Source organism: Vibrio sp. RM-69-4 (genome assembly GCF_024743775.1).
Lineage (GTDB): Bacteria > Pseudomonadota > Gammaproteobacteria > Enterobacterales > Vibrionaceae > Vibrio > Vibrio anguillarum.
This window is the reverse complement of sequence record NZ_JAMQXI010000074.1, coordinates 1-24222: the sequence shown is the minus strand read 5'-3', so window position 1 is coordinate 24222 and position 24222 is coordinate 1. Positions and strand designations below refer to the sequence as shown.

The following is a 24222-nucleotide window of genomic DNA, read 5'->3' as shown; positions in this document are numbered from 1 at the left end:
ATGGCACGCTCAGTAACGCGCAATAGCGGCTCATGCGTCGCTGTTTTTATTATTACCGCCAACTCGCGTCAGCGACGGATGAAAACATGTCAGATATATTATCTTCATTGGCTTACCTTTGTGGTAAACCAGCCGCTAAAGCCAAAATAAAAGCCAAGCCAGAGCACTTTAAAGTGATTGAAGACTTAGGATTCGAACTGGCAGGAAGTGGTGAACACTTAATGGTTCATATTCGTAAAACTGGTGAAAATACCAGTTTTGTGGTCAATGAATTGGCTAAAGCATGTGGTGTGAAATCAAAAGATGTGAGTTGGGCTGGTCTGAAAGATCGTCATGCGGTTACGCAGCAGTGGCTCAGTGTACATTTACCAAAAGGTGAGACGCCAGATTTCACCGAGTTTTTGGCTCAATATCCGAGCATCGAAATTCTGGAAATTACGCGTCACAATAAAAAGTTGCGCCCCGGTGATTTAGTTGGCAATCATTTTGAAATCACGCTTTCTGAAGTCACCGATACCGCCGAAGTAGTGACGCGATTAGAGCACATTGCCACTCACGGTGTGCCTAATTATTTTGGTAGCCAACGTTTTGGCAATCACGGTAATAACCTCAGTGAAGCGCGTCGCTGGGGAAAAGAGAACGTGCGTTCACGTAACCAAAATCAGCGCAGTTTGTATCTCTCGGCGGCCCGTTCGTGGATTTTCAACCAAATTGTCTCTGCCCGTATCGAGCAAGATAAGTTACATCAATTTATCGAAGGAGATATCGCACTTGAGGGAGAGAAAACGACCTTAGTCACCTTGGCGAATCTTACCGATCTCAATAACAAACTGGCATTGAATGAAGTGCAAATAAGTGCTGCTTTGGCGGGCGATAACGCACTACCGACGCAAGGTGAGGCTTTAGATTTAGAACAAGTTCACCTTGATGCTGAACCTGACTTGATGGCACTGATCCGCAGCAATCGTATGCGTCATGAGCGCCGTGCGCTGATGCTTAAGCCGCAGAATCTTTCTTGGACAGTTGAACAAGACAATGTGACGTTACGTTTTGATTTAGATGCAGGAAGTTTTGCTACCTCAGTCATTCGTGAATTGGTTGAAGAGATAGCGGTTGAACGCGAGTTCTAAGGAAAAAACTCGATGAAGATTTTATTAAGCAATGATGATGGTGTATACGCGCAAGGTTTAAATACCCTAGCACGCGCGCTGGCGGATCTCGCCGAGATCGTGATTGTCGCGCCGGATCGTAATCGGTCAGGAGCCTCCAATTCGCTGACATTAGAGCAGCCGCTTCGTGTGGATCTCATTGCACCCAATACCTATTCAGTGCAAGGCACACCAACCGATTGTGTGCATTTTGCACTCAATGAACTGCTCAAAGATGATCTGCCTGATTTGGTGCTGACAGGCATCAATCATGGTGCGAATTTGGGCGATGACGTGCTCTATTCGGGCACGGTTGCGGCGGCGATGGAAGGGCATTTTCTTGGGGTGCAAGCGATCGCGTTTTCATTGGTCGGGACGGCTAATTTTACTACGGCAGCCCAGATAGCACGCCAGTTGGTCGAACAGCATCTCAATGCCCCGATCCCAACCAATCGATTATTGAATGTGAACGTACCAGATCGTCCATTTGAGGAGTTAGCGGGTATTCAAGTGACGCGTTTAGGTGCTCGCCATCACGCAGAAAGTATGATTAAGCAGAAAGATCCTCGTGGGCATGATATTTATTGGTTAGGTCCTCCGGGTAAAGAGCAAGATGCAGGGCAAGGGACTGATTTCTATGCGATTGAGCATGGTTATGTCTCCTTGACGCCGTTGCAGGTTGATCTCACGGCTCATGAGTCACTGCCAAGTATGGATAACTGGTTGAAGGAAAAAGGGTAATGGCCAATCCACATGCCGACAGATTAATTGAATTTCTGATCGCGAATGGTATCCAAGATCAAACCGTTTTGGATGCCATTCATTGTTTGCCAAGAGAAAGCTTTGTTTCTCAGGCGATGATGCATCAAGCCTATGACAACAATGCCTTGCCGATAGGCCAAGGACAAACGATTTCACAACCTTACATTGTGGCAAAAATGACGCAGCTTTTAGAACTTGAGCCGCAGAGTAAGGTCTTAGAAATTGGCACAGGATCGGGTTATCAAACCGCTGTGCTTGCCCAGTTGGTTGAGCACGTGTATTCGATTGAACGGATCAAGTCATTACAGTGGGACGCGAAGCGTCGTTTAAAGCAACTTGATATTTATAACGTCTCCACTAAGCATGGTGATGGCTGGTTGGGCTGGGATGCTAAAGCTCCTTTTGATGCGATCATTGTTACGGCAGCGGCCGAATTTGTCCCAAATGCGCTGCTTGATCAGCTTGCGGAAGGTGGCCGTTTAGTGATCCCTGTCGGCAGTAGTGAGCAACAGTTATTGAAAATAGTTCGCCAAGGCGATGATTTTATTTCTAACACCATTGAGATGGTGCGTTTTGTTCCTTTAGTTGCCGGTGATTTAGCTTAGTGATGATGAGTAACCTAAGAAACAGAGTAATAATGGTGCTAATTAGTAGCGTCCTTATCGGATGTGCTGCTCATACTCCTGCACCCGTTTCTGGGCTCAATAAAGACTATAATGCCATTCCTCGTGGTAGTTATCGCGGCAGTTTTTACGAAGTGCAAAAAGGCGATACGCTCTATTTTATATCTTATGTCACAGATAAAAATGTAAACGACTTGATCCGTTTCAATAATTTAAAAAAACCTTACACCATTCATCCCGGTCAAAAACTCAAATTATGGATCCCCAATTACACGCCTCCTGCTTACGGTGGTAGTGGTGTAACAGAAGTCATTGTGTCTGCAACCCCTTCGAGCACAATGGCTGGCTTAGTTTCCCCCCCAATGGTTGTAGACGGAGTGAGTAAAAACTCTAATCAAAATAGTGGATCTAATGCCGCAAGTTCTTCGACCAAAGTCGCAAAGAAAGATCCTCCTAAGGTAGTTGAACAATCGAAATCAAAAGAGTATGTTGATTCAAAAGGTAAGCAAAATGTTAATGCTAATGTAACCTTTGCTAAACCAAAAGATGATAAAGTTTCAAAATGGTTATGGCCGACACAAGGGAGAATAATTAAAAACTTTTCAGCAGGCGATCAAGGAAATAAAGGGATCGATATCGCAGGACAGCGTGGTCAATCCATTTTATCAACTGCTGCAGGAACCGTTGTCTATTCGGGAAATGCATTAAGAGGTTACGGCAATCTTGTGATTGTTAAACATAATGATAACTACCTCAGTGCTTATGCTCATAACGATCGGTTACTGGTAAAAGAAGGACAAAGTGTTAAAGCTGGCCAAAAAATAGCAACCATGGGCAGCTCAGGAACCAGTAGTGTTCGTTTACACTTTGAAATTCGTTATCAAGGTAAGTCGGTGAATCCAAAACGCTACTTACCGTAAACATACTTGAAAGAGTCATGTAGCGACATTAGAAAGTAGTAATGTCTTGCTAGCTCGCCAGGGGGAGGCGCTATGAGTATCAGCAATGCAGTAACGAAAGTCGAAGAGTTTGAAGACCAAGAGATCATGGATTCGATTGAGGTTGATGAAGAACTCACCACCACTAAAAGCCAAAGCGATGACGATGTTCAAATCGAAGATGCCAAAGAAGGATTTGACGCGTCAACAAAAAGCTTAGATGCAACACAGATGTATCTTAGCGAGATTGGTTTTTCTCCATTATTAACAGCCCAAGAAGAAGTACTTTATGCTCGTCGTTCACTGAGAGGCGATGAAGCTGCTCGTAAACGCATGATCGAAAGTAACTTACGTTTGGTCGTTAAAATTTCTCGCCGTTATGGTAATCGTGGCTTAGCTTTACTCGATCTAATTGAAGAGGGTAATTTAGGCTTGATCCGTGCGGTAGAAAAATTTGATCCAGAACGTGGCTTTAGATTCTCAACCTATGCTACTTGGTGGATCCGTCAAACCATTGAACGTGCATTAATGAACCAAACGCGCACTATCCGTTTGCCAATTCACGTCGTTAAAGAGTTGAATATCTACCTTCGTACGGCTCGCGAGCTATCGCAGAAGTTAGATCATGAACCTACCGCAGAAGAAATTGCGTTCCAACTGGATAAGCCAGTAGAAGATGTCAGTAAAATGCTACGTCTGAACGAGCGTATCAGTTCTGTTGATACACCGATTGGCGGCGATGGTGATAAAGCACTACTCGATATCATCCCAGATGCGAACAACTCTGATCCTGAAATTTCTACGCAAGATGATGATATCCGTGAATCACTACTGAATTGGTTAGATGAACTAAACCCAAAACAAAAAGAGGTACTTGCACGCCGTTTTGGACTATTAGGTTATGAACCGTCCACCTTAGAAGAAGTAGGGCGCGAAATTAACTTAACTCGTGAACGAGTTCGTCAAATTCAAGTGGAAGGCCTACGTCGTTTGAGAGAGATCTTGGTTAAACAAGGCTTGAACATGGAAGCGCTGTTTAATGTTGAATACGACTAAAGGTTGGTTCAACAAGACCTTGACTCATAGAACCATTGATTTATAAAACTATTGCATAAAAGCACAAAAGGCACCGACTTAAAATCGATGCCTTTTTTATTTGTAATATCAGATTTTTACATTAGCTTCTTCAAGCGATAAAGCGCTTCTAATGCTTGGCGAGGCGTTAGATCGTCAGGATCAATAGCTGCTAATGCCTGTTCGACTTCGCTTGGGTCTGGGATCAAACTGAGTTGATTAGCAATATCTACGGTTGAGCTTTTGCTGCCATTGGACTGTTGTTGGCTCAATAACTCGAGCTGCGACAATTTAGCGCGCGCGTTTTTGATCACTGTTTTAGGCACGCCAGCAAGACCTGCCACTGCTAGGCCGTAAGATTTACTTGCCGCCCCTTCTTGAACCGCATGCATAAAGGCAATGCTATCGCCATGTTCCACGGCATCTAAATGCACGTTGGCTAAGTGAGGTAGCTGGTTTGGCAGCTCGGTCAGTTCAAAATAATGAGTGGCAAATAGCGTTAGCGCGCCAATTTGGCTTGCGAGCCATTGTGCACTTGCCCAAGCCAGTGATAACCCATCATAGGTACTGGTGCCGCGGCCAATTTCATCCATCAATACCAAGCTATTTTGTGTCGCATTATGCAAAATGTTGGCAGTTTCGGTCATTTCAACCATGAAAGTAGAGCGACCAGAGGCGAGATCGTCCGATGCACCAATGCGGGTGAAGATGCGGTCAATCGAACCGATGTGTGCAGCTTCTGCTGGCACATAGCAACCGATATGCGCTAATAAAGTAATCAATGCAGTTTGGCGCATGTAGGTCGATTTACCTCCCATGTTAGGCCCGGTAATAATCAACATTTTTCGTTGCGGATTGAGCTCAATTGGGTTGGCAATGAAGGGGTCATTCATCACTTGCTCAACGACAGGGTGACGGCCCGCTTGAATATGGATCGCTGGCTCTTTACTCAAGGTCGGGCGACAGTAGTCTAAGCTTTCAGCGCGCTCGGCAAGGTTTTGCAACACATCGAGCTGCGATAGCGAAGATGCAAGGTTTTGCATCTGCTCTAAATGAGGCAACAATAAGTCAAATAACTCTTCCCAAAGCTGCTTTTCCACTGCCAGTGCTTTTGATTTCGAGTTGAGCACTTTATCTTCATGCGCTTTTAGCTCGGCAATAATATAACGCTCGGCATTTTTCAGCGTTTGGCGGCGCACATAGTGGGGAGGAACAAGGTGACTCTGGCCACGGCTGACTTGAATGTAGAAACCGTGAATCGCGTTGTAGCCGACTTTTAGCGTATCAATGCCGTGACGTTCGCGCTCTTCAGCTTCTAATTTATTCAAGTATTCGGTTGCGCCGTTGGCTAAATCACGCCATTCATCCAGTTCGGCGCTGTAGCCATCGGCAATCACGCCACCATCACGAATCACAACTGGTGGGTTGTCTTTGATCGCTCGCTCAAGCAGTGTGCACAGCTCATCCAATGGCTGTACATGATGAGTTAACTGAACTAAGTGGGGTTGCGACAAGGGTTGCAGTATTTCACTGAGCTGCGGCAATTGCTGCATCGCATGTCGCAGGCGTGCTAAGTCTCTTGGGCGAGCGGAACGCAATGCCAAACGTGCAAGAATACGTTCAATATCGCCAATCTGTTTCAGCACAGGTTGTAACTCACTAAACAAAGTAAGTTGTTTCAACTCGCCGATCGCATCAAGGCGTTGATTCAGCGTATCGATACAGCGCATCGGTTGGTGTAACCAGCGTTTGAGCATACGGCTGCCCATAGGAGTGGCGCAGTGATCGAGCACTTCCGCTAAGGTGTTATCAAAGCCACCGGACAAGTTCTGCGTGATCTCTAAATTACGGCGCGTGGCGGCATCTAAGATCACCGAGTGATCTTGGCGATCAAACGTCAGCGAACGAATATGAGGCAGTGCAGTGCGCTGTGTATCTTTCACGTATTGAATCAAACAGCCAGCGGCGCATAAACCCAGTTTAGCCTGTTCTACGCCAAAACCGACTAAATCACGCGTACCAAATTGTTGGTTCAACTGCTGTTTTGCTGTCTCTAACTCAAATTCCCAAATAGGGCGGCGACGGTTGCCTTTGCGATTGCCCATTAAAGTGACTGGCGTGAAATCTTCAGGGAAGAGCAGTTCGCGCGGTGCGGTGCGTTGCAGTTCGGCGGCCATCGCCTCTTCGGTTTCTGGCTCACTCAGTTGGAAGCGCCCTGAAGTGATGTCTAAGGTTGCGTAGCCAAAGCGACCATCGTGGTGGTAGATGGCAGCAATTAAGTTATCGACTCGCTCAGAGAGCAAGGCTTCATCCGTGACCGTACCGGGCGTGACAATCCGTACCACTTTACGCTCAACGGGGCCTTTGCTGGTGGCAGGATCGCCAATTTGTTCACAAATCGCGACGGATTCGCCCTGTTGTACCAATTTCGCTAAGTAACCTTCCACGGCATGATAGGGAACGCCCGCCATTGGAATAGGCTCACCCGCAGAAGCACCGCGTTTGGTGAGTGATATTTCCAGCAATTGCGATGCGCGTTTAGCGTCATCGTAAAACAGCTCGTAGAAATCGCCCATCCGATAAAAGAGCAGAATATCGGGGTTTTCGGCTTTCAATTGCAGATATTGCCGCATCATCGGGGTGTGCTGTGGTGAAGACTCGGCGGAAGATGCGCTGGATTTGCTCATGTTATTCGTCACTCGATTATCAATGGCTGACTGTGAAAATGACCACTGTACAGGAATGTCAGCGGCCTTAGCTCTGACATGAGTTAAAAAGAATCGTCAGAACATGCATTTAAATAGTTGGAGAGGATAACAAACTTCGCTATTGCTGAGCAATCAAGGGATGCTGATGTGGAAGCAAAGCCAAGGGCTAAAGAGTGATGAGCGCGTCAGCACTGATTAGCCCGTTGGGTTGGATATTTGATCTAAGAAAAAAGACCGGATGAGAGATAACGATCGCCTCGATCGCAAATGATGGCGACAACCACCGCTCCGGGATTTTGTTGCGCGATTTGTAACGCAGCGAAAACGGCGCCTCCAGAGCTGACGCCAGCGCAAATACCTTCTTGGGTTGCCAAAGCACGAGCCGTATTGATGGCATCTTGCTCTTCGATATCGAGTACCACATCAACACGTGATGATTCAAAAATGCCGGGTAAATAAGCTTGAGGCCAGCGGCGAATGCCCGGAATTGCACTGCCTTCTGCTGGTTGTAAACCGACAATGCTTATCTCTGGATTTTTCGTTTTTAGATAGCGAGAAGTGCCCATGATGGTGCCCGTTGTGCCCATACTTGAGACAAAGTGGGTGATTTCCCCGTGGCTTTGTTGCCAAATTTCTGGGCCAGTTGAATCAAAATGAGCTTGCGGGTTGTCGGGGTTATTGAATTGATCGAGTACTTTTCCTTTGCCTTCACTTTGCATTTTTAATGCTAAATCGCGCGCTCCTTCCATGCCTTGTTGTTTGCTGACTAAAATGAGCTCACAACCATACGCTTTCATCGCGTCTTTACGCTCTTGGGTGGCATTATCTGGCATGATTAAAATCATTTTGTAGCCTTTGATGGCGGCCGCCATTGCCAGCGCAATACCCGTGTTGCCGCTGGTCGCTTCAATGATGGTATCGCCCGGTTGGAGCTCTTGGCGACGCTCTGCTTGCACTATCATATTGAGTGCTGGGCGATCTTTGACTGAACCTGCTGGGTTATTGCCTTCTAGCTTGACCAATACGGTGCTTGAGGTGTGAGCCGCCAGTCGCTGCAAGCGAACTAAAGGCGTTTGCCCGACATATGCTTCAATCGTTGGAAAGTCCGCCATCATGTTGTCCTTAATTTTTTTAGTCGGAAGAGTAAGATGACGTATCCACCTTACCGAACACTACTATAAAGTCGTGCTGGTAATTGGCATACAATTTATTGCTAGAGTTTATTCCAAAAAGTTCTAGTTATCCTCTTTGTTATAATTCATTTTCCTCATACTCTAATTGCCAAGGACGCCATTTTGGCCGTAGTGATTAGGGAGTAGCAATATATGAAGTTCATCAAGTCAGCCTTAGCCAGCTTATTAGCCGTAGGATCGTTGAATGTTTCGGCCGCGGATCAAACCATTCTCAACTCATCGTACGACATCGCTCGCGAGCTGTTTGCTTCTTATAACCCAGTGTTTGAAAAACACTGGCAACAAAAGACAGGCCAAACAGTGGAGATCAAACAGTCGCACGGTGGGTCATCTGCGCAAGCTCGCTCAATTTTGCAGGGGTTAGCCGCCGATGTAGTGACATTCAATCAGGTAACGGATGTTCAGGTGCTGCACGATCGCGGCAAGCTTATCGATGCTAATTGGCAAGAAAAATTGCCCAATGCAAGCTCACCTTACTATTCCACGACCGCATTTTTAGTGCGCAAGGGGAATCCAAAAAATATTCAAGATTGGGGCGATCTCGCTAAAGCTGATGTGGCTTCTGTATTCCCCAATCCTAAAACCTCAGGTAATGCACGTTATACCTATTTGGCCGCGGTCGGTTATGCACAAAAGACTTTTGGCAAAGAAAACCAAGCCGAGCAGGATCAATTCCTCAAACAATTTTTATCTAATGTAGCGGTATTTGATACTGGCGGCCGTGGTGCGACTACTTCGTTTGTTGAACGTGGTATTGGCGATGTGCTGATTACGTTTGAATCTGAAGTGAACAATATTCGTCAGCAGTATGGCGTGGATGAATATCAAGTAGTGGTGCCTAAGACCTCTATCTTGGCCGAGTTTCCCGTGGCCGTGGTGGAAAAAAATGCCAAGCGTAAAGGCACGCTTGAGGTAGCCAACGAATATCTTGCTTATCTGTACAGTGAAGAAGCGCAACGTTTGCTGGCTGGGTTTAATTACCGCGTTCATGATGAAAAAGTGAACGCAGAATTTGCTGATCGCTTCCCTGAAGTTGAATTGCTAACAGTTGAGAGCATTGCTGGCGGGTGGGAAAGTGCCATGAAACTTCATTTTGCCAATGGCGCGAAGCTTGACCAACTTCAACGTCGTTAATTCGTCATCGCCACCTGCGCTGAGTGTGGGTGGTTTTCTTACGCATCCGTTTTGTTTCGAGGGTTTATGAGCCATTCCTTCACCGCTTCTTTATCTCGCCCACGCCATAAAAGGGTGCTACCCGGATTTGGTATTAGCCTCGGTACTTCGCTGTTTTTTGTCAGCTTAGTGCTGCTATTGCCCGCCAGTGGTTTGATTATGCAGACGAGCCAAATGTCGCTCACCGAGTATTGGCAGGTGGTGGCGGACCCTCGTGTACTGGCCAGTTACAAAGTAACGGTGGGCGCGGCACTCATCGCCTCATTGTTTAATGGCTTGCTAGGATTATTGCTCGCTTGGGTGCTGGTTCGTTATGATTTTTATGGCAAACGTATTCTTGATGCTTTAGTCGATTTACCGTTTGCTTTGCCTACCGCCGTTGCAGGCATCACGTTGGCGACGCTTTACTCATCCAATGGCTGGGTGGGCAGCGTACTTGGCGAGCTTGGAATTAAAGTGGCTTATACCCCCTTGGGGATTGTTGTCGCGATGGCGTTTACCAGTATTCCGTTTGTGGTGCGCACGGTACAACCCGTCTTGGAGGAGATCTCCAAAGAAGAGGAAGAAGCGGGAATGACGTTAGGCGCATCAGACAGCGCCGTATTTTGGAAAGTGATCATGCCTTCGATTCGTCCAGCACTATTGGTTGGTATTGCACTCTCATTTACGCGTAGCTTGGGCGAGTTTGGTGCAGTGATTTTCATTGCGGGCAATATGCCTTACGTCAGTGAAATTACCTCATTAATGATTTTTGTACGCTTACAAGAATTTGATTTTCCGGCGGCGAGTGCCATTGCCTCGGTAGTATTGATGGCATCGTTATCGCTGCTACTACTGATCAATCTATGGCAAGGCGCATACCTGCGTCGAATTCATGGACGTTAAGGAACCGATGATGAAAGCACATCAACCGTTACGAGTCGGAGAAGCACCTTGGGTGAAGTGGAGTTTGATTGGCTTTGCGCTGTTTTGGGTTGCATTGTTGCTGATTATCCCGCTAGTGAGCATTTTCAAACAAGCCTTTGCCAGTGGTTTATCGACTTATATTAGTCATTTAATTGAACCCGATACGCGTCATGCCATTGGTTTAACACTGTTAGTTGCGCTACTCACGGTGCCAATTAACTTAGTGTTTGGCGTGTTATTGGCTTGGGCTGTGACTCGTTTTGAATTTCCGGGTAGAAAAATATTAACCACTTTAATTGATATTCCGTTTGCCGTATCACCGGTTGTTGCAGGCCTTCTGTATTTACTGCTTTACGGCAGCAGCGGCTGGTTAGGTGAGTGGTTGTTTGAGCGCGATCTGCAAGTGATGTTTGCTTGGCCGGGAATTTTATTGGTCACGGTTTTTGTGACTTGCCCGTTTGTCGCGCGTGAGCTGATCCCGCTGATGCAGCAGCAAGGTCGCTCCGATGAAGAAGCGGCGGTTATTTTGGGTGCATCTTGGTGGCAACTGTTTCGTCGCGTCACCTTACCGAATATTAAATGGGCGTTGATTTACGGTGTCATCCTAACCAATGCGCGTGCCATTGGTGAATTTGGTGCAGTAGCAGTTGTGTCTGGCAATATTCGTGGTGAAACCAATACCTTACCGCTACATGTGCAGCTACTGTATGAAGATTATCAATCGGAAGCGGCGTTTGCTAGCGCCTCACTATTGGCTTTCATTGCATTATTAACCTTAGTTTTTAAAGCTTATGTTGAATGGCGTCAACACAACAATCAGACAAAAACGAACAGAGAGCAAGAGACGGTATGAGTATACGTTTAGACAACATTTCCAAACAATTTGGTCAATTTCAAGCGCTCTCTCCGCTCTCGTTACAGATTGATGATGGCGAGATGATTGGCTTACTTGGTCCTTCCGGCTCAGGCAAAACCACTTTGTTGCGCATTATTGCCGGCCTTGAAGGAGCCGATAGCGGAACCATTCATTTTAGAGATCGCGATGTGACTCATGTCCACGTCCGCGAGCGCCGAGTTGGCTTTGTGTTTCAAAACTACGCACTTTTTCGTCATATGACGGTGGCCGACAATGTCGCGTTTGGTTTGCAAGTGATGGATCGCCGTCATAGACCAGCGGCGGCGGAGATCACCAAAAGAGTCAAACAGCTATTGGATATTGTGCAACTTGGCCATTTAGCAGAGCGCTATCCTGAACAACTTTCCGGCGGGCAAAAGCAGCGCATCGCCTTGGCTCGCGCTCTTGCAACAAAGCCGGAAGTGCTACTGCTGGATGAGCCTTTTGGCGCACTGGATGCCAAAGTGCGTAAAGAATTGCGCCGCTGGTTGCGCAGCTTGCATGAAGAGCTCGGTTTTACGAGCGTATTTGTCACCCACGATCAAGATGAAGCACTTGAACTCTCTGATCGCGTGGTCGTAATGAGCAATGGCCGCATCGAACAGATCGACTCGCCAGTGCAGCTTTATGCTCAACCGAACAGTCGCTTCGTCTTTGACTTTTTTGGCAATGTGAATGTCTTCCAAGCCAACTGGAATAACGAGCAGTGGGTCAACGGTCAATCGTTTATCTTACCGCCGAAAGATCACGCGATTAATCAATCAGGAAAGTTGTATGTACGCAGCCATGAGTTGAGCCTATCGAACAAACAAAATAGCCAAGCTTCATTGCCTTTTGAAGTGGTCTCTGTCAATCCTGTTGGCGCGGAAGTGCGAGTGGAACTCGTGCCAGTGGGCTGGGAGAGTGAGCAATTATGGGAAGCAAAATTAACCCATAGAGCATTGAGTGAACAACCGCTCACACGAGGTGACAAAACCTTTGCTACACCACAAGTGGGCTACTTTTTTGGTGGGGAGAGCAGCACTCCGCACACCATTCGTTGGCCATTCTTAGACGCAGATAGTTTAATGTTTGAGATCTAAATACAACGGACGAACGATTCAGAATGGGCACGCTTGCGTGCCCATTCTGTTTTCTGATGATTCAATCTGCTATAAAGGTTCAAGCGAAAATAACGTGGCTTTGGAGAGGGCGTAATGAAAGCGATTTTTGCATTAAGTGAGCAATTAGGTCAGCAATTGTTAGCACAAAAAGAGATCCTCACCAGTGCTGAATCATGCACTGGTGGTGGTGTGGCATTTGCACTTACCGAGGTTGCAGGAAGTTCGGCTTGGTTTGAACGGTCATTTGTGACCTACAGTAATCTCGCTAAACAAGAGATGCTCGGTGTCAAAGCACAGACACTGGTGGATTTTGGCGCGGTTTCAGAACCCGTTGTGCGCGAAATGGTACAAGGAGCACTTTTGCATTCCCAAGCCACTATTGGTGTAGCGATCAGTGGTATTGCTGGTCCTGACGGCGGTAGCGCAGAAAAACCAGTGGGAACCGTATGCTTTGCATGGGCTTCTAAGCAAGGCTGGGAACGTGCTGAGACGCTTTGTTTTAAAGGCGATCGCGCACAGGTGCGCAAGCAGGCGATTACTCATGCATTACAAGTGGTGAGTCACTTTTTATCGCAGCCAAATTGAACCTAGTCGAAATTTTTTCGACACAGCTATAGACACTGTATGAATCAACAGTATAATTAACCCCAATTGGCGACTAAAGAGTCGATAAAAAATTTAACGAGCCGCTACCCACAGCGACAGTTTGGAGAAAGTAATGGACGAAAATAAGCAGAAGGCGCTAGCCGCAGCACTGGGTCAAATTGAAAAGCAATTTGGTAAAGGTTCGATCATGCGCCTTGGTGACAACCGTACAATGGATGTTGAAACCATTTCTACCGGTTCACTTTCTTTGGATATTGCATTGGGTGCTGGCGGTTTACCAATGGGACGTATCGTTGAAGTCTACGGCCCTGAATCATCAGGAAAAACAACGTTAACGCTGGAATTGATCGCAGCAGCACAACGAGTGGGTAAAACCTGTGCTTTTATCGATGCAGAACATGCCCTTGACCCAATTTATGCTAAAAAACTGGGTGTAAACATCGATGAGCTGTTGGTTTCACAACCTGATACGGGCGAACAAGCGCTTGAAATTTGTGATGCCTTGGCCCGTTCTGGTGCCATTGATGTTATCGTCATTGACTCTGTGGCTGCACTGACACCAAAAGCTGAAATTGAAGGTGAAATGGGCGATAGCCACATGGGTCTACAAGCCCGTATGCTTTCTCAAGCGATGCGTAAGTTAACGGGTAACCTAAAACAGTCCAACTGCATGTGTATCTTCATCAACCAGATCCGTATGAAAATTGGTGTGATGTTTGGTAACCCTGAAACCACAACAGGTGGTAATGCCCTTAAATTCTACGCTTCAGTTCGTTTAGATATTCGTCGTACAGGCTCTATTAAAGAGGGTGACGAAGTCGTGGGTAATGAAACGCGTATTAAAGTGGTTAAGAACAAAATCGCGGCTCCCTTTAAACAAGCGGATACTCAAATTCTTTACGGACAAGGTTTTAACCGTGAAGGTGAATTGGTTGATCTTGGCGTGAAACATAAATTGGTTGAGAAAGCGGGCGCTTGGTATAGCTATAACGGTGATAAAATTGGTCAAGGTAAAGCAAACGCTTGTAAATTCTTGAGAGAGAATCCAGCTGCAGCTATGGCTCTTGATACTAAGTTACGTGAAATGCTGCTCAATCCAGCCGAGTTAATTGTTGAAGAACCTATTTTGAGCGAAATGCCTCAAGAAGAAGAGTTGTAATCTTCTCCACGTTTATATTTCAACAAAGCCCTGCAATGCAGGGCTTTGTTTTATCCATGACTAATAGGGACAGTATGTATTCCTCTAAATTCAAATCGACGTTATCGTGCAAAGAGTGCGCATTGCAATTACTGAGCCGACGAGATCACAGCGAGCATGAGCTACAGCAAAAGCTCATGAGTAAAGGGTATGATTCGGAAATTATCGTTCAAACCATGAGTTACTGCCTTGAGAACCATTATTTGGATGAACTGCGCTATGCCGCAAGTCAAATAAGACAACATGTCACTAAAGGTCATGGTGAGCGGCGTATTCGACAAGAGCTGAGCCAAAAAAGAGTCAATAGCGATGATATTGAAACCGCTTTACATCAAGAGCCTCAAGATTGGTTTGAATTGGCAAAAGCGGTGGCTGAAAAAAAATTCAGAGAACCTGCGGAAAAAGGTTCAAAAGAACATGCCAAACAAGTGCGTTTTTTGCAGTATCGAGGCTTTAGCTTCGAGCAAATTAGCTACGCTTTATCATCATCGGAAGCTTAACTCTTCGTCTGATCCGCAATTTATTTCCTGCCATGCCTTTTCTATAAGAAAACTAGTCGAACTCTTATCCATGCTTTACAATAACGCAAAATTCTAACTTGAGTATTTCAGGAAGAGCTGCATGTTTATGAGCACTGATGAGGTTCGCCGCGCGTTCCTCTCGTTCTTTGAAAGTAAAGGACACCAAATTGTTGATAGTTCATCATTAGTCCCCGCTAATGACCCAACCCTGTTGTTCACAAATGCAGGAATGAACCAATTTAAAGATTGTTTTCTTGGTTTAGAAAAGCGTGCTTATACACGTGCAACAACGGCTCAACGTTGTGTGCGAGCTGGTGGTAAGCATAACGATCTGGAAAACGTTGGTTTTACCGCTCGTCACCATACCTTTTTTGAAATGTTGGGTAACTTCAGCTTTGGCGATTACTTCAAAGAAGACGCTATCGCATACGCGTGGGAGTTTCTTACTGTAACACTCAAGTTGCCCGCTGATCGTCTACTGGTTACCGTGTATGAAACCGATGATGAAGCATTTGATATCTGGAACAAAAAAGTAGGCATTCCGGCTGAGCGCATTATTCGCATTGGCGATAAACCGGGTGGTAAAGCTTATGAGTCAGACAACTTCTGGCAAATGGGTGATACGGGTCCGTGTGGTCCTTGTACTGAAATTTTCTACGATCATGGCGATCATATCTGGGGTGGTCCTCCAGGTTCGGCAGAGGAAGATGGCGATCGTTTCATTGAAATTTGGAACAACGTATTCATGCAGTTTAACCGTCATGCCGATGGCACGATGGAGCCACTTCCAAAACCTTCCGTTGATACCGGTATGGGTATTGAACGTATTTCTGCGATCATGCAGGGTGTTCACTCAAACTATGAAATTGATGTGTTTCAAGCCTTGATTAAAGCCGCCGCTGATGTAACGGGTTATGACGATCTTTCCAATCAATCGCTACGCGTTGTTGCTGATCACATCCGTTCTTGTGCTTTCTTGATTGTGGATGGTGTGATGCCATCGAATGAAGGCCGTGGCTATGTACTGCGTCGGATTATTCGTCGAGCGGTGCGTCATGGTAATAAATTGGGCGCACAAGGTGCCTTCTTCCACAAATTGGTTGGCCCATTAGCACAAGTGATGGGAACGGCTGGTGAAGAACTGAAAAAGCAGCAAGCGCTTGTAGAAAAAGTGCTGCGCATTGAAGAAGAGAACTTCGGTCGCACTCTTGAACGCGGTATGGCGATCCTCAATGATGCACTCGATAATTTAGAGGGTAGCGTACTGGATGGTGAAACTGTCTTTAAACTTTACGATACCTACGGTTTTCCGGCTGATTTAACTAATGATGTTGCACGTGAACGTGAGCTGACCATTGACGAACTAGGTTTCGAAAAAGCGATGGAAGAGCAGCGTCAACGAGCGCGTGAAGCGGGCCAATTTGGCACTGACTACAATGCAATCATTAAAGTTGATGCCAATACCGCTTTCTGTGGCTACAGCGCGACAAAAGGCGAGAGCCGCATTGCCGCTATGTTTGTTGACGGCAATGAAGTTGACACTCTATCTGCGGGTGATAAAGCGATTTTGATCTTGGGCGAAACACCTTTCTACGCTGAATCCGGTGGTCAATGTGGCGATGCGGGTGTTATTCAAACGGCCACGGGCTTGTTTAAAGTTGAAGATACACAAAAACTCGGCAACGCCATTGCTCATCACGGTGAACTCATCGAGGGCGTACTCGCCAAAGGCGATGAAGCGAAAGCCATTGTTGATGCTAAGCGCCGCGCTGCAATTTCACTGAACCACTCCGCCACACATTTGTTGCATGCTGCACTTCGCCAAGTATTAGGTTCGCACGTGGCGCAAAAAGGCTCATTGGTAAAAGCGGAAAGCTTGCGTTTTGACTTCTCTCATTTAGAAGCAATGACGCCCGTAGAGCTAAAAGAAGTGGAACGTCTAGTGAACGCGCAAATTCGCCGTAACCACACGATTGAAACCAATATTATGGACATCGAAGCGGCAAAAGCCAAAGGTGCTATGGCACTGTTTGGTGAAAAATACGACGATGAAGTTCGTGTATTGTCGATGGGGGATTTCTCAACCGAACTGTGTGGTGGTATTCACGCAAGTAACACCGGTGACATCGGCCTATTCAAAATAGTTTCTGAAGGCGGTATTGCCGCTGGCATTCGTCGTATTGAAGCGGTGACGGGTGAAGGCGCGCTGGATCTATTGGATCAACAGCAGGCTCAATATGAAGTCAAAGTGGCTGAAATGGCGGCTAAAGCGAAATCTTTGGAAAAAGAGTTGCAGCAGTTAAAAGATAAACTTGCAGCGAAAGAAAGTGCCAATCTGATCAGCAATGTAAAAGAAATTGCGGGTGTGAAAGTGCTAGTTGCTCAACTTAATGGCGCTGATAACAAAGCGCTGCGTGGTATGGTTGATGAGCTAAAAAATCAGTTAGGCAGTGGCATTATCATGCTGGGTAATGTGGCTGATGATAAAGTGGGTTTGATTGCGGGTGTGACCAAAGATCTTACCGCCAAAGTTAAAGCAGGGGAGCTGGTCAATATGGTTGCCTTGCAAGTGGGTGGTAAAGGTGGCGGCCGTCCGGATATGGCTCAAGCGGGAGGTACGGATGTTAATGCCTTGCCTGGCGCTTTAGCTTCAGTAGATGCTTGGATTGCTGAGCATCTATAAACCGCTGTAATAAGTCACGCTCAATCACTGTTTTTTGATTGGGCGTAATTTTATTTACCAAACCAAGTGGTCTAATTGGCGCAATAGGATACGAGCCAGTTATCTGCTTGGTTTTGTTTTTGTAACTACTGAATCGATACTCAACATAGTGCTCTGCTTTCGATTTGGTCCTAATGAGACTTTGGTCTTGGGAAGGTGAAGATAGGTGAAAAAGCCCCTTATCGTGCAAAAGTTTGGCGGAACCTCGGTGGGTTCAATAGAACGAATCCATACCGTCGCTGAACACATCATTAAGGCGAAGAATGATGGTAATCAAGTGGTTGTAGTTGTTTCTGCAATGTCAGGAGAAACCAATCGACTGTTGGGCTTAGCACAACAAATCGATAGTGTACCAACTGCAAGGGAACTTGATGTTTTGCTCTCTGCTGGTGAGCAAGTGTCTATGGCGCTATTAGCGATGACACTCAATAAATTAGGCTATTCAGCTCGCTCACTAACCGGAGCTCAAGCGAACATTGTGACCGATAATCAACACAATGACGCGACGATTAAAATGATTGATACTCGAACGATTACCGAGTTGCTGGCACAAGATCATATTGTGGTGGTAGCGGGTTTTCAGGGTGTGAATGAGAATGGGGATATCACCACTTTAGGACGTGGAGGTTCTGATACTAGCGCTGTGACGCTAGCGGGAGCTCTTAAAGCCGATGAGTGTCAAATATTCACTGATGTGGATGGTGTTTACACATGTGATCCACGTGTGGTTGCAACGGCTCAAAAATTAGAGATCGTTGATTTCCCGTCAATGGAAGAAATGGCACGTAAAGGCGCTAAAGTTCTGCATTTACCTTGTGTGCAATATGCGTGGGAAAATGAAGTTCCTTTACGCGTACTGTCTACTTTTGATGTAAACGCAGGCAGTCTAATCAAAGGTGAGCAGTGTCATAAAGCAGTATGTGGCATTGCGATTCAACGCGATATGGCGCTTATTACTGTGCAACATGATCATTTCCCGAGTTTAGCCAAGCAGTGCCAAATGCTCGGTGTGGAAGTGTGGAGTGTGATCGAAGAGGCAGAATGGACAGGTGTCATTATAAAACGAGACGCTTGTGCTAAATTAGCTCTGGTTTTCAATGACAAAATCCGTAATAGTGAACCCGTTAGTTTATTGACCACGGTAGGTTTGCTGGCTCAGGAATTAGTTGAGCGCTCATGTGAATTACTGGCAGAACAAGGAATAGAAGTAAGTTCTCTTTCGGTTGATAAACAATCGTTAATGCTGGTTATGCAGCCACAACATGTTGATAAAGCAGCCAATATTTTACATGAGGCCTATATAGGGTCAGATGAGCTGTTAGCTTCTCACCTAAAACATGCATCTTTAGGGTGAGAGCGCACTAATAGATAGTTTACGAAAATATAACTTTTAGTGGATAATAGCGCAGTTGCAATATAATACAGAGATTACTCAAGGAGCAAAGAATGCTAATTTTGACTCGCCGCGTTGGCGAAACACTAATGATCGGTGATGAAGTGACAGTAACAGTTCTTGGTGTAAAAGGTAACCAAGTGCGTATCGGTGTGAATGCACCGAAAGAGGTTTCTGTCCACCGTGAAGAAATCTACATGCGCATTCAAGCTGAAAAAGGTAATGGTAGTGTTGCACCTAGCAACTACTAATTATCACAAGGAAGGCTAGCGAATTTTGCTGGCCTTTTTTATGCTTTGAAGTCACTGATATGACAGAAAAGTTTAATTTCACAGCGCTTTGATTAAATAGCCAACGGTTGATTTGATTTTTGTCGCTTTTACCAAGAAAGTGTTTGACATATTTTTGGTAAAAAGTAATATGTGCCTCCGCAAGACGGTGAGGTGGCCGAGAGGCCGAAGGCGCTCCCCTGCTAAGGGAGTATACGGTTTATAGCCGTATCGAGGGTTCGAATCCCTCCCTCACCGCCATTCTTGCTTATTTGGTTTAGCATCCAAATAAAGAACAATGTGCGTCCTTAGCTCAGCTGGATAGAGTACCTGGCTACGAACCAGGCGGTCGGAGGTTCGAATCCTCCAGGACGCGCCATATTCTTTCGTAAGATTGAATGTGAAAATGCGGTGAGGTGGCCGAGAGGCCGAAGGCGCTCCCCTGCTAAGGGAGTATACGGTTTATAGCCGTATCGAGGGTTCGAATCCCTCCCTCACCGCCATTTATTGACCATGAGTCAATTTTTTTGTTCAGAAATAAAATTTTTGTGATGTAATTCACATCTTGCGCGCTCATAGCTCAGCTGGATAGAGTACCTGGCTACGAACCAGGCGGTCGGAGGTTCGAATCCTCCTGAGCGCGCCACTTATTTAAAGTTAGTGATACTGTCATTAACTCTGCGCGTCCTTAGCTCAGCTGGATAGAGTACCTGGCTACGAACCAGGCGGTCGGAGGTTCGAATCCTCCAGGACGCGCCACTTATTCAAAGGGTCACTGATCCTGATACTGTTAGCGATTATCGCTGATTAATATCAAAACCTTGCGCGCTCATAGCTCAGCTGGATAGAGTACCTGGCTACGAACCAGGCGGTCGGAGGTTCGAATCCTCCTGAGCGCGCCACTTATTTAAAGTTAGTGATACTTTCATTAACTCTGCGCGTCCTTAGCTCAGCTGGATAGAGTACCTGGCTACGAACCAGGCGGTCGGAGGTTCGAATCCTCCAGGACGCGCCACTTATTCAAAGGGTCATTGACCCTGATATTGTTAACGATTATCGCTGATTAATATCAAAACCTTGCGCGCTCATAGCTCAGCTGGATAGAGTACCTGGCTACGAACCAGGCGGTCGGAGGTTCGAATCCTCCTGAGCGCGCCATTTATTAAGAAGCCTCGCATTGTGCGGGGCTTTTTTTATGTTGGTTTTTTGTTGCTATTTTGTTAAATTGAAAATGGCAACTATTTGTTTTATCTTGTTAATCTGCAATGTTTTAACTCCCTCTCAGTATCTGCATCATTTTTTGATTAACGTAGCCGTATTGGCTAGTTAAATGCCCTTCTTAATAGAGAAAATTCAGAGTTTTGTGATTTGTGTGAGTAATTGTTCGCCGATTTTGTGTGTTATCTACAAGAGTCCCTTAAACAAAATTGACAATTATTAACCAATCGAGATAATCCTAGTCCACTTGCCAAGATCGCACTTGTAAAAATGCGTAGCAATTGTTGTCAGGATGACACAGAAAGGAAGCAACATGACTACTATTGGAAGCCTATTAGTTGACGCCGCCACCCTTATGATTACGGGGATGGCTGTAGTCTTTATTTTTCTAACTATTCTCGTTTATCTCGTTCGGTTAATGTCAACCTTGGTACCGGAAGAAGTACCACAACCGATCGCAGCGCCGATTCAACATCGAAAAGTTCAACCAAACCCTTCAGCTGTGAGCCCGCAAATTGTGGCGGCAATTTCTGCAGCAGTGCATCAGCACCGCGCATTAGCTAAATAGCATAGAAAGGATGAAAAGGAGTTTATGAGCATGTCTAAACCACTAGCTATTACGGATGTGGTCCTTCGTGATGCCCATCAGTCACTATTTGCCACGCGCATGCGTATCGAAGACATGCTGCCTATTGCAGCAGAGCTCGATAAGATCGGTTATTGGTCACTGGAAACTTGGGGAGGAGCAACGTTTGATGCTTGCATCCGTTTTCTCGGTGAAGATCCATGGGAGCGTTTACGTTCGCTTAAGCAAGCGATGCCCAATACCCCAATGCAAATGTTGCTACGCGGCCAGAATTTACTAGGCTATCGCCACTATGCTGACGATGTTGTTGAAAAGTTTGTCGAACGAGCTCACGCGAATGGTATGGATGTTTTCCGTATTTTTGATGCGATGAATGATGTTCGCAATTTTGAAAAAGCGGTCAAAGCGACAATTGATGTTGGCGCACACGCGCAGGGCACACTGTCTTACACCACTAGCCCTGTTCATAATTCAGATACTTGGGTTGATCTTGCCAAGCGGTTGGAAGATCTCGGCTGCCACTCTTTGTGTATTAAAGATATGTCTGGGTTGCTCAAGCCGTATGAAGCTGAAGATCTGATCACCCGTATTAAATCCTCTTGTGCCGTACCTTTAGCGCTGCACAGTCATGCCACGACTGGTCTTTCAGCGGCAACAGCCGTTAAAGCGGTAGAGGCTGGTATCGATATTTTGGATACCGCTATCTCGTCAATGAGCCAAACTTACGGGCACACACCAACCGAAACAGTGGTCGCTATGCTTGAAGGAACCGAGCGTGATACGGGCCTGAGCCTGACACAGCTTGAACCGATTGCCACTTATTTTCGTGAAGTGCGTAAGAAATACGCTAAATGGGAAGGGCAGTTAAAAGGTGTCGATTCTCGTATTCTTATTGCGCAGGTTCCTGGTGGTATGTTGACTAATATGGAAGGTCAACTAAAAGAACAAGGAGCGGCCGATCGCCTTGATGAGGTTCTTGAAGAGATCCCTCGTGTGCGAAAAGATTTAGGTTTCATTCCCCTTGTGACTCCAACATCTCAAATCGTGGGAACACAAGCGGTGATCAACGTCCTGACTGGTGAGCGCTATAAGAGCATCACGAAAGAAACTGCAGGGGTATTAAAAGGTGAATACGGTGCAACGCCTGCGCCAGTGAATGCTGAGTTGCAAGCCAAGGTGTTGGGTAATCTTACGCCGATCACTTGCCGTCCAGCCGATTTGTTGGATGCAGAAATGGCCGTGTTGACCACTGAATTGCTTGAAAAGGCAAAAGCAGAGGGAATTTCATTAGCTACAGATACGGTGGATGATGTTCTGACTTATGCATTGTTTCCACAAGTCGGTTTGAAGTTCTTGAAAAATCGTCACAATCCGGATGCATTTGAGCCTGCGCCAACCTTGGAGTCAGCCAAACCTACACCTGCCACTGTTGTGACAAAAGGTGGTATTGAAACCTACAGTGTTAAAGTGGATGGGCAAATTTACACGGTTGAAGTGGGGCCACAAGGCCAGCTTAGCTCGATTTCTGCCAGCCAGCCTCAAGCAGCACAGCCATCAAGCGTGCCGGCAAGTAACAATGCAGAAGCGGTTCCTTCACCACTCGCTGGCAACATTTTTAAAGTGAATGTTCAAGCCGGTTCTGAGGTGTTAGAAGGGGATGTGTTAGTGATTCTGGAAGCGATGAAGATGGAAACTGAGATCCGTGCGGCACGTGGCGGTATTGTTCAAGATCTTCATGTCAAAGAGGGTGATGCTGTGACTGTTGGTGCACCATTGCTGAGCTTAGCGTAAGGGAGAACCATGGACGGATTATTGACCTTATGGTCTGAAACAGGGATCGCTAATTTTCAGCTAGGCCAAATCTGCATGATTTTGGTCGGTTGTTTACTGCTGTTTTTGGCTATTCGCAAAGGCTTTGAGCCACTGCTGTTATTGCCGATCGGCTTTGGTGCGATTTTAGCGAATATTCCGAATGCGGGTTTTACCGAACCCGGCGGTCTGCTTTATTACGTTTATCATGTTGGTATTGAGACGGGCGTTTTTCCACTGCTGATCTTTATGGGTGTGGGCGCGATGACCGATTTCGGGGCATTGATTGCAAACCCTAAAACGTTATGGCTAGGTGCGGCCGCTCAGTTTGGTATTTTCGCCACCCTGTTTGGTGCGATATTACTCAACTATGTGCCGGGTATGGAATTTACCATGGCCGATGCTGCGTCCATCGCCATCATTGGTGGAGCCGATGGCCCAACCGCTATTTTCCTTGCCAGTAAATTATCGCCGGATTTATTAGGTGCAATCGCTGTGGCGGCTTATAGCTATATGGCATTAGTCCCTATCATTCAGCCACCGATTATGAAGGCACTCACAACACCTGAAGAGCGAAAAATCAAAATGGCTCAGCTACGCCACGTTGGGAAGACAGAAAAAATACTGTTTCCTTTGGCGGTGCTATTGATGACGATTCTATTTTTACCGTCAGCAACGCCATTAGTGGGTATGTTCTGTCTAGGTAATTTAATGCGTGAATCGGGTGTGGTTGAGCGTCTATCCAAGACAGCGCAAAATGAACTGATCAACATCGTTACTATCTTCTTAGGCTTAGGCGTTGGTTCTAAACTGCAGGCTGATAAGTTTTTGAACTTGGAAACATTAGGTATTTTGGCGCTCGGTGCTATTGCTTTCAGTATTGGTACGGCTGGTGGTGTGTTGATGGCGAAAGTGCTTAATAAATTCTCGAAAGAGGATATTAACCCTCTTATTGGCGCTGCTGGTGTGTCTGCGGTACCGATGGCGGCGCGAGTAGTGAACAAAGTGGGGCTTGAAGCTAATCCACAGAACTTCTTACTGATGCACGCCATGGGGCCAAATGTAGCAGGTGTACTGGGCTCTGCTGTTGCAGCAGGCGTTTTGCTTGCTCTTGTTGGCTAAGCCTAGACGAGCCGATGGTTATTTTGCGAGCTAAAGATTAACTAGAAGCAATAAAATGGTATATATTCAAAGGGATGCTGAGGCATCCCTTTCTTTTTATCAATAGGGAAGTTTGACATGGATAATAAACAGATCGCAATTACTGAGTTTGGTGGACCAGAGGTGCTCGTTATTCAAACCAGTGACGTTCCTCAACCTAAAGCTGGCGAAGTGTTAGTGAAAGTGGCTTTTGCTGGTGTAAACCCTATTGATGTA

At 46.1% G+C, this 24222-nt stretch carries 20 protein-coding genes, 8 tRNA genes and 1 pseudogene; 27 read left to right on the top strand and 2 right to left on the bottom strand.

Features of this window, described 5'->3' with window-relative positions:
• Positions 1 to 32: 32 nt before the first annotated feature.
• The 5 genes from truD to rpoS all read left to right on the top strand — a co-directional run bounded on the left by truD (position 33) and on the right by rpoS (position 4527).
• Complete coding sequence (truD, locus tag NB504_RS11890) at positions 33 to 1130, top strand: tRNA pseudouridine(13) synthase TruD (protein ID WP_194567659.1); 1098 nt, start codon at positions 33 to 35, stop codon at positions 1128 to 1130.
• 12 nt (positions 1131 to 1142) lie between these two features.
• A complete protein-coding gene (gene surE / locus NB504_RS11885) occupies positions 1143 to 1889 on the top strand; it encodes a 5'/3'-nucleotidase SurE (RefSeq protein ID WP_010320454.1) in 747 nt (248 codons plus the stop codon).
• Positions 1889 to 2515: a protein-L-isoaspartate(D-aspartate) O-methyltransferase gene (locus NB504_RS11880; RefSeq protein WP_013857716.1), complete on the top strand. Its 627-nt coding sequence runs from the start codon at positions 1889 to 1891 to the stop codon at positions 2513 to 2515. The genes surE and NB504_RS11880 overlap by 1 nt, the downstream gene beginning before the upstream one ends.
• 5 nt (positions 2516 to 2520) lie before the next feature.
• Positions 2521 to 3453: a murein hydrolase activator NlpD gene (gene nlpD, locus NB504_RS11875; protein ID WP_258428976.1), complete on the top strand. Its 933-nt coding sequence runs from the start codon at positions 2521 to 2523 to the stop codon at positions 3451 to 3453.
• A 72-nt stretch (positions 3454 to 3525) separates the two neighbouring features.
• Complete coding sequence (gene rpoS, locus NB504_RS11870) at positions 3526 to 4527, top strand: RNA polymerase sigma factor RpoS (RefSeq protein WP_017047531.1); 1002 nt, start codon at positions 3526 to 3528, stop codon at positions 4525 to 4527.
• A gap of 116 nt (positions 4528 to 4643) precedes the next feature.
• On the opposite strand, the gene mutS is transcribed toward rpoS, so the two are convergent.
• Both mutS and cysM read right to left on the bottom strand, forming a co-directional pair.
• Positions 4644 to 7232 carry a DNA mismatch repair protein MutS gene (gene mutS / locus NB504_RS11865; RefSeq protein ID WP_258428958.1) on the bottom strand — a complete coding sequence of 863 codons (2589 nt, stop codon included), beginning with the start codon at positions 7230 to 7232 and terminating at the stop codon, positions 4644 to 4646.
• Positions 7233 to 7474: 242 nt separating this feature from the next.
• The gene (cysM, locus tag NB504_RS11860; RefSeq protein ID WP_029388150.1) at positions 7475 to 8365 is read right to left on the bottom strand and encodes a cysteine synthase CysM; all 891 of its coding nucleotides are present in this window, start codon (positions 8363 to 8365) and stop codon (positions 7475 to 7477) included.
• Between the two features lie 213 nt (positions 8366 to 8578).
• On the opposite strand from cysM, the gene cysP reads away from it, so the two are divergent.
• From cysP to NB504_RS11750, 22 genes and pseudogenes are all read left to right on the top strand, one after another.
• Positions 8579 to 9580, top strand: a complete 1002-nt coding sequence (cysP, locus tag NB504_RS11855) for a thiosulfate ABC transporter substrate-binding protein CysP (RefSeq protein ID WP_258428957.1) — start codon at positions 8579 to 8581, stop codon at positions 9578 to 9580.
• A gap of 66 nt (positions 9581 to 9646) precedes the next feature.
• Positions 9647 to 10504 (top strand): sulfate/thiosulfate ABC transporter permease CysT, encoded by an 858-nt coding sequence (gene cysT / locus NB504_RS11850; RefSeq protein WP_017046719.1) that lies wholly within the window; start codon positions 9647 to 9649, stop codon positions 10502 to 10504.
• A gap of 10 nt (positions 10505 to 10514) precedes the next feature.
• Positions 10515 to 11378, top strand: a complete 864-nt coding sequence (gene cysW / locus NB504_RS11845; RefSeq protein ID WP_017046720.1) for a sulfate ABC transporter permease subunit CysW — start codon at positions 10515 to 10517, stop codon at positions 11376 to 11378.
• On the top strand, positions 11375 to 12502 hold the full coding sequence (locus NB504_RS11840; RefSeq protein WP_094131718.1) for a sulfate/molybdate ABC transporter ATP-binding protein: 1128 nt from the start codon (positions 11375 to 11377) through the stop codon (positions 12500 to 12502). Before cysW ends, NB504_RS11840 begins: the two co-directional genes overlap by 4 nt.
• Positions 12503 to 12616: 114 nt before the next feature.
• Complete coding sequence (pncC, locus tag NB504_RS11835) at positions 12617 to 13108, top strand: nicotinamide-nucleotide amidase (protein ID WP_013857707.1); 492 nt, start codon at positions 12617 to 12619, stop codon at positions 13106 to 13108.
• Between the two features lie 133 nt (positions 13109 to 13241).
• Positions 13242 to 14288 carry a recombinase RecA gene (gene recA / locus NB504_RS11830; protein ID WP_010320444.1) on the top strand — a complete coding sequence of 349 codons (1047 nt, stop codon included), beginning with the start codon at positions 13242 to 13244 and terminating at the stop codon, positions 14286 to 14288.
• Between the two features lie 35 nt (positions 14289 to 14323).
• On the top strand, positions 14324 to 14827 hold the full coding sequence (gene recX / locus NB504_RS11825) for a recombination regulator RecX (protein WP_094123545.1): 504 nt from the start codon (positions 14324 to 14326) through the stop codon (positions 14825 to 14827).
• Between the two features lie 121 nt (positions 14828 to 14948).
• Positions 14949 to 17531: an alanine--tRNA ligase gene (gene alaS / locus NB504_RS11820; RefSeq protein WP_258428954.1), complete on the top strand. Its 2583-nt coding sequence runs from the start codon at positions 14949 to 14951 to the stop codon at positions 17529 to 17531.
• A gap of 205 nt (positions 17532 to 17736) precedes the next feature.
• The gene (locus NB504_RS11815) at positions 17737 to 18924 is read left to right on the top strand and encodes an aspartate kinase (protein ID WP_064624385.1); all 1188 of its coding nucleotides are present in this window, start codon (positions 17737 to 17739) and stop codon (positions 18922 to 18924) included.
• 92 nt (positions 18925 to 19016) lie between these two features.
• Positions 19017 to 19214 (top strand): carbon storage regulator CsrA, encoded by a 198-nt coding sequence (gene csrA / locus NB504_RS11810; protein WP_010320440.1) that lies wholly within the window; start codon positions 19017 to 19019, stop codon positions 19212 to 19214.
• Between the two features lie 186 nt (positions 19215 to 19400).
• Positions 19401 to 19493: transfer RNA gene (locus NB504_RS11805), tRNA-Ser, on the top strand.
• 41 nt (positions 19494 to 19534) lie between these two features.
• Positions 19535 to 19611: transfer RNA gene (locus NB504_RS11800), tRNA-Arg, on the top strand.
• A gap of 31 nt (positions 19612 to 19642) precedes the next feature.
• Positions 19643 to 19735, top strand: a tRNA-Ser gene (locus NB504_RS11795).
• A 66-nt stretch (positions 19736 to 19801) separates the two neighbouring features.
• Positions 19802 to 19878 (top strand) — tRNA-Arg (locus tag NB504_RS11790).
• 36 nt (positions 19879 to 19914) lie between these two features.
• Positions 19915 to 19991: transfer RNA gene (locus NB504_RS11785), tRNA-Arg, on the top strand.
• A 66-nt stretch (positions 19992 to 20057) separates the two neighbouring features.
• Positions 20058 to 20134: transfer RNA gene (locus NB504_RS11780), tRNA-Arg, on the top strand.
• Positions 20135 to 20170: 36 nt separating this feature from the next.
• Positions 20171 to 20247 (top strand) — tRNA-Arg (locus NB504_RS11775).
• Between the two features lie 66 nt (positions 20248 to 20313).
• Positions 20314 to 20390, top strand: a tRNA-Arg gene (locus NB504_RS11770).
• A gap of 373 nt (positions 20391 to 20763) precedes the next feature.
• Positions 20764 to 21018: an oxaloacetate decarboxylase subunit gamma gene (locus tag NB504_RS11765; protein WP_029388148.1), complete on the top strand. Its 255-nt coding sequence runs from the start codon at positions 20764 to 20766 to the stop codon at positions 21016 to 21018.
• Between the two features lie 30 nt (positions 21019 to 21048).
• On the top strand, positions 21049 to 22827 hold the full coding sequence (oadA, locus tag NB504_RS11760) for a sodium-extruding oxaloacetate decarboxylase subunit alpha (RefSeq protein WP_258428953.1): 1779 nt from the start codon (positions 21049 to 21051) through the stop codon (positions 22825 to 22827).
• A 9-nt stretch (positions 22828 to 22836) separates the two neighbouring features.
• Positions 22837 to 23967 (top strand): sodium ion-translocating decarboxylase subunit beta, encoded by a 1131-nt coding sequence (locus NB504_RS11755; RefSeq protein WP_013857700.1) that lies wholly within the window; start codon positions 22837 to 22839, stop codon positions 23965 to 23967.
• Positions 23968 to 24084: 117 nt separating this feature from the next.
• Positions 24085 to 24222, top strand: a pseudogene (locus NB504_RS11750) (NADP-dependent oxidoreductase); the annotation flags it as partial.

Excerpts from the sequence above, each read along its gene's own strand:
- recA (WP_010320444.1), top strand. The coding sequence starts at position 13,242 with ATGGACGAAAATAAGCAGAAGGCGCTAGCCGCAGCACTGGGTCAAATT.
- nlpD (WP_258428976.1), top strand. The coding sequence starts at position 2,521 with ATGAGTAACCTAAGAAACAGAGTAATAATGGTGCTAATTAGTAGCGTC.
- truD (WP_194567659.1), top strand. The coding sequence starts at position 33 with ATGCGTCGCTGTTTTTATTATTACCGCCAACTCGCGTCAGCGACGGAT.
- alaS (WP_258428954.1), top strand. The coding sequence starts at position 14,949 with ATGTTTATGAGCACTGATGAGGTTCGCCGCGCGTTCCTCTCGTTCTTT.
- cysW (WP_017046720.1), top strand. The coding sequence starts at position 10,515 with ATGAAAGCACATCAACCGTTACGAGTCGGAGAAGCACCTTGGGTGAAG.
- recX (WP_094123545.1), top strand. The coding sequence starts at position 14,324 with ATGCAGGGCTTTGTTTTATCCATGACTAATAGGGACAGTATGTATTCC.
- oadA (WP_258428953.1), top strand. The coding sequence starts at position 21,049 with ATGTCTAAACCACTAGCTATTACGGATGTGGTCCTTCGTGATGCCCAT.
- cysP (WP_258428957.1), top strand. The coding sequence starts at position 8,579 with ATGAAGTTCATCAAGTCAGCCTTAGCCAGCTTATTAGCCGTAGGATCG.
- NB504_RS11755 (WP_013857700.1), top strand. The coding sequence starts at position 22,837 with ATGGACGGATTATTGACCTTATGGTCTGAAACAGGGATCGCTAATTTT.
- mutS (WP_258428958.1), bottom strand. The coding sequence starts at position 7,232 with ATGAGCAAATCCAGCGCATCTTCCGCCGAGTCTTCACCACAGCACACC.
- csrA (WP_010320440.1), top strand. The coding sequence starts at position 19,017 with ATGCTAATTTTGACTCGCCGCGTTGGCGAAACACTAATGATCGGTGAT.
- NB504_RS11880 (WP_013857716.1), top strand. The coding sequence starts at position 1,889 with ATGGCCAATCCACATGCCGACAGATTAATTGAATTTCTGATCGCGAAT.
- cysT (WP_017046719.1), top strand. The coding sequence starts at position 9,647 with ATGAGCCATTCCTTCACCGCTTCTTTATCTCGCCCACGCCATAAAAGG.
- cysM (WP_029388150.1), bottom strand. The coding sequence starts at position 8,365 with ATGGCGGACTTTCCAACGATTGAAGCATATGTCGGGCAAACGCCTTTA.
- surE (WP_010320454.1), top strand. The coding sequence starts at position 1,143 with ATGAAGATTTTATTAAGCAATGATGATGGTGTATACGCGCAAGGTTTA.
- NB504_RS11840 (WP_094131718.1), top strand. The coding sequence starts at position 11,375 with ATGAGTATACGTTTAGACAACATTTCCAAACAATTTGGTCAATTTCAA.
- pncC (WP_013857707.1), top strand. The coding sequence starts at position 12,617 with ATGAAAGCGATTTTTGCATTAAGTGAGCAATTAGGTCAGCAATTGTTA.
- rpoS (WP_017047531.1), top strand. The coding sequence starts at position 3,526 with ATGAGTATCAGCAATGCAGTAACGAAAGTCGAAGAGTTTGAAGACCAA.
- NB504_RS11765 (WP_029388148.1), top strand. The coding sequence starts at position 20,764 with ATGACTACTATTGGAAGCCTATTAGTTGACGCCGCCACCCTTATGATT.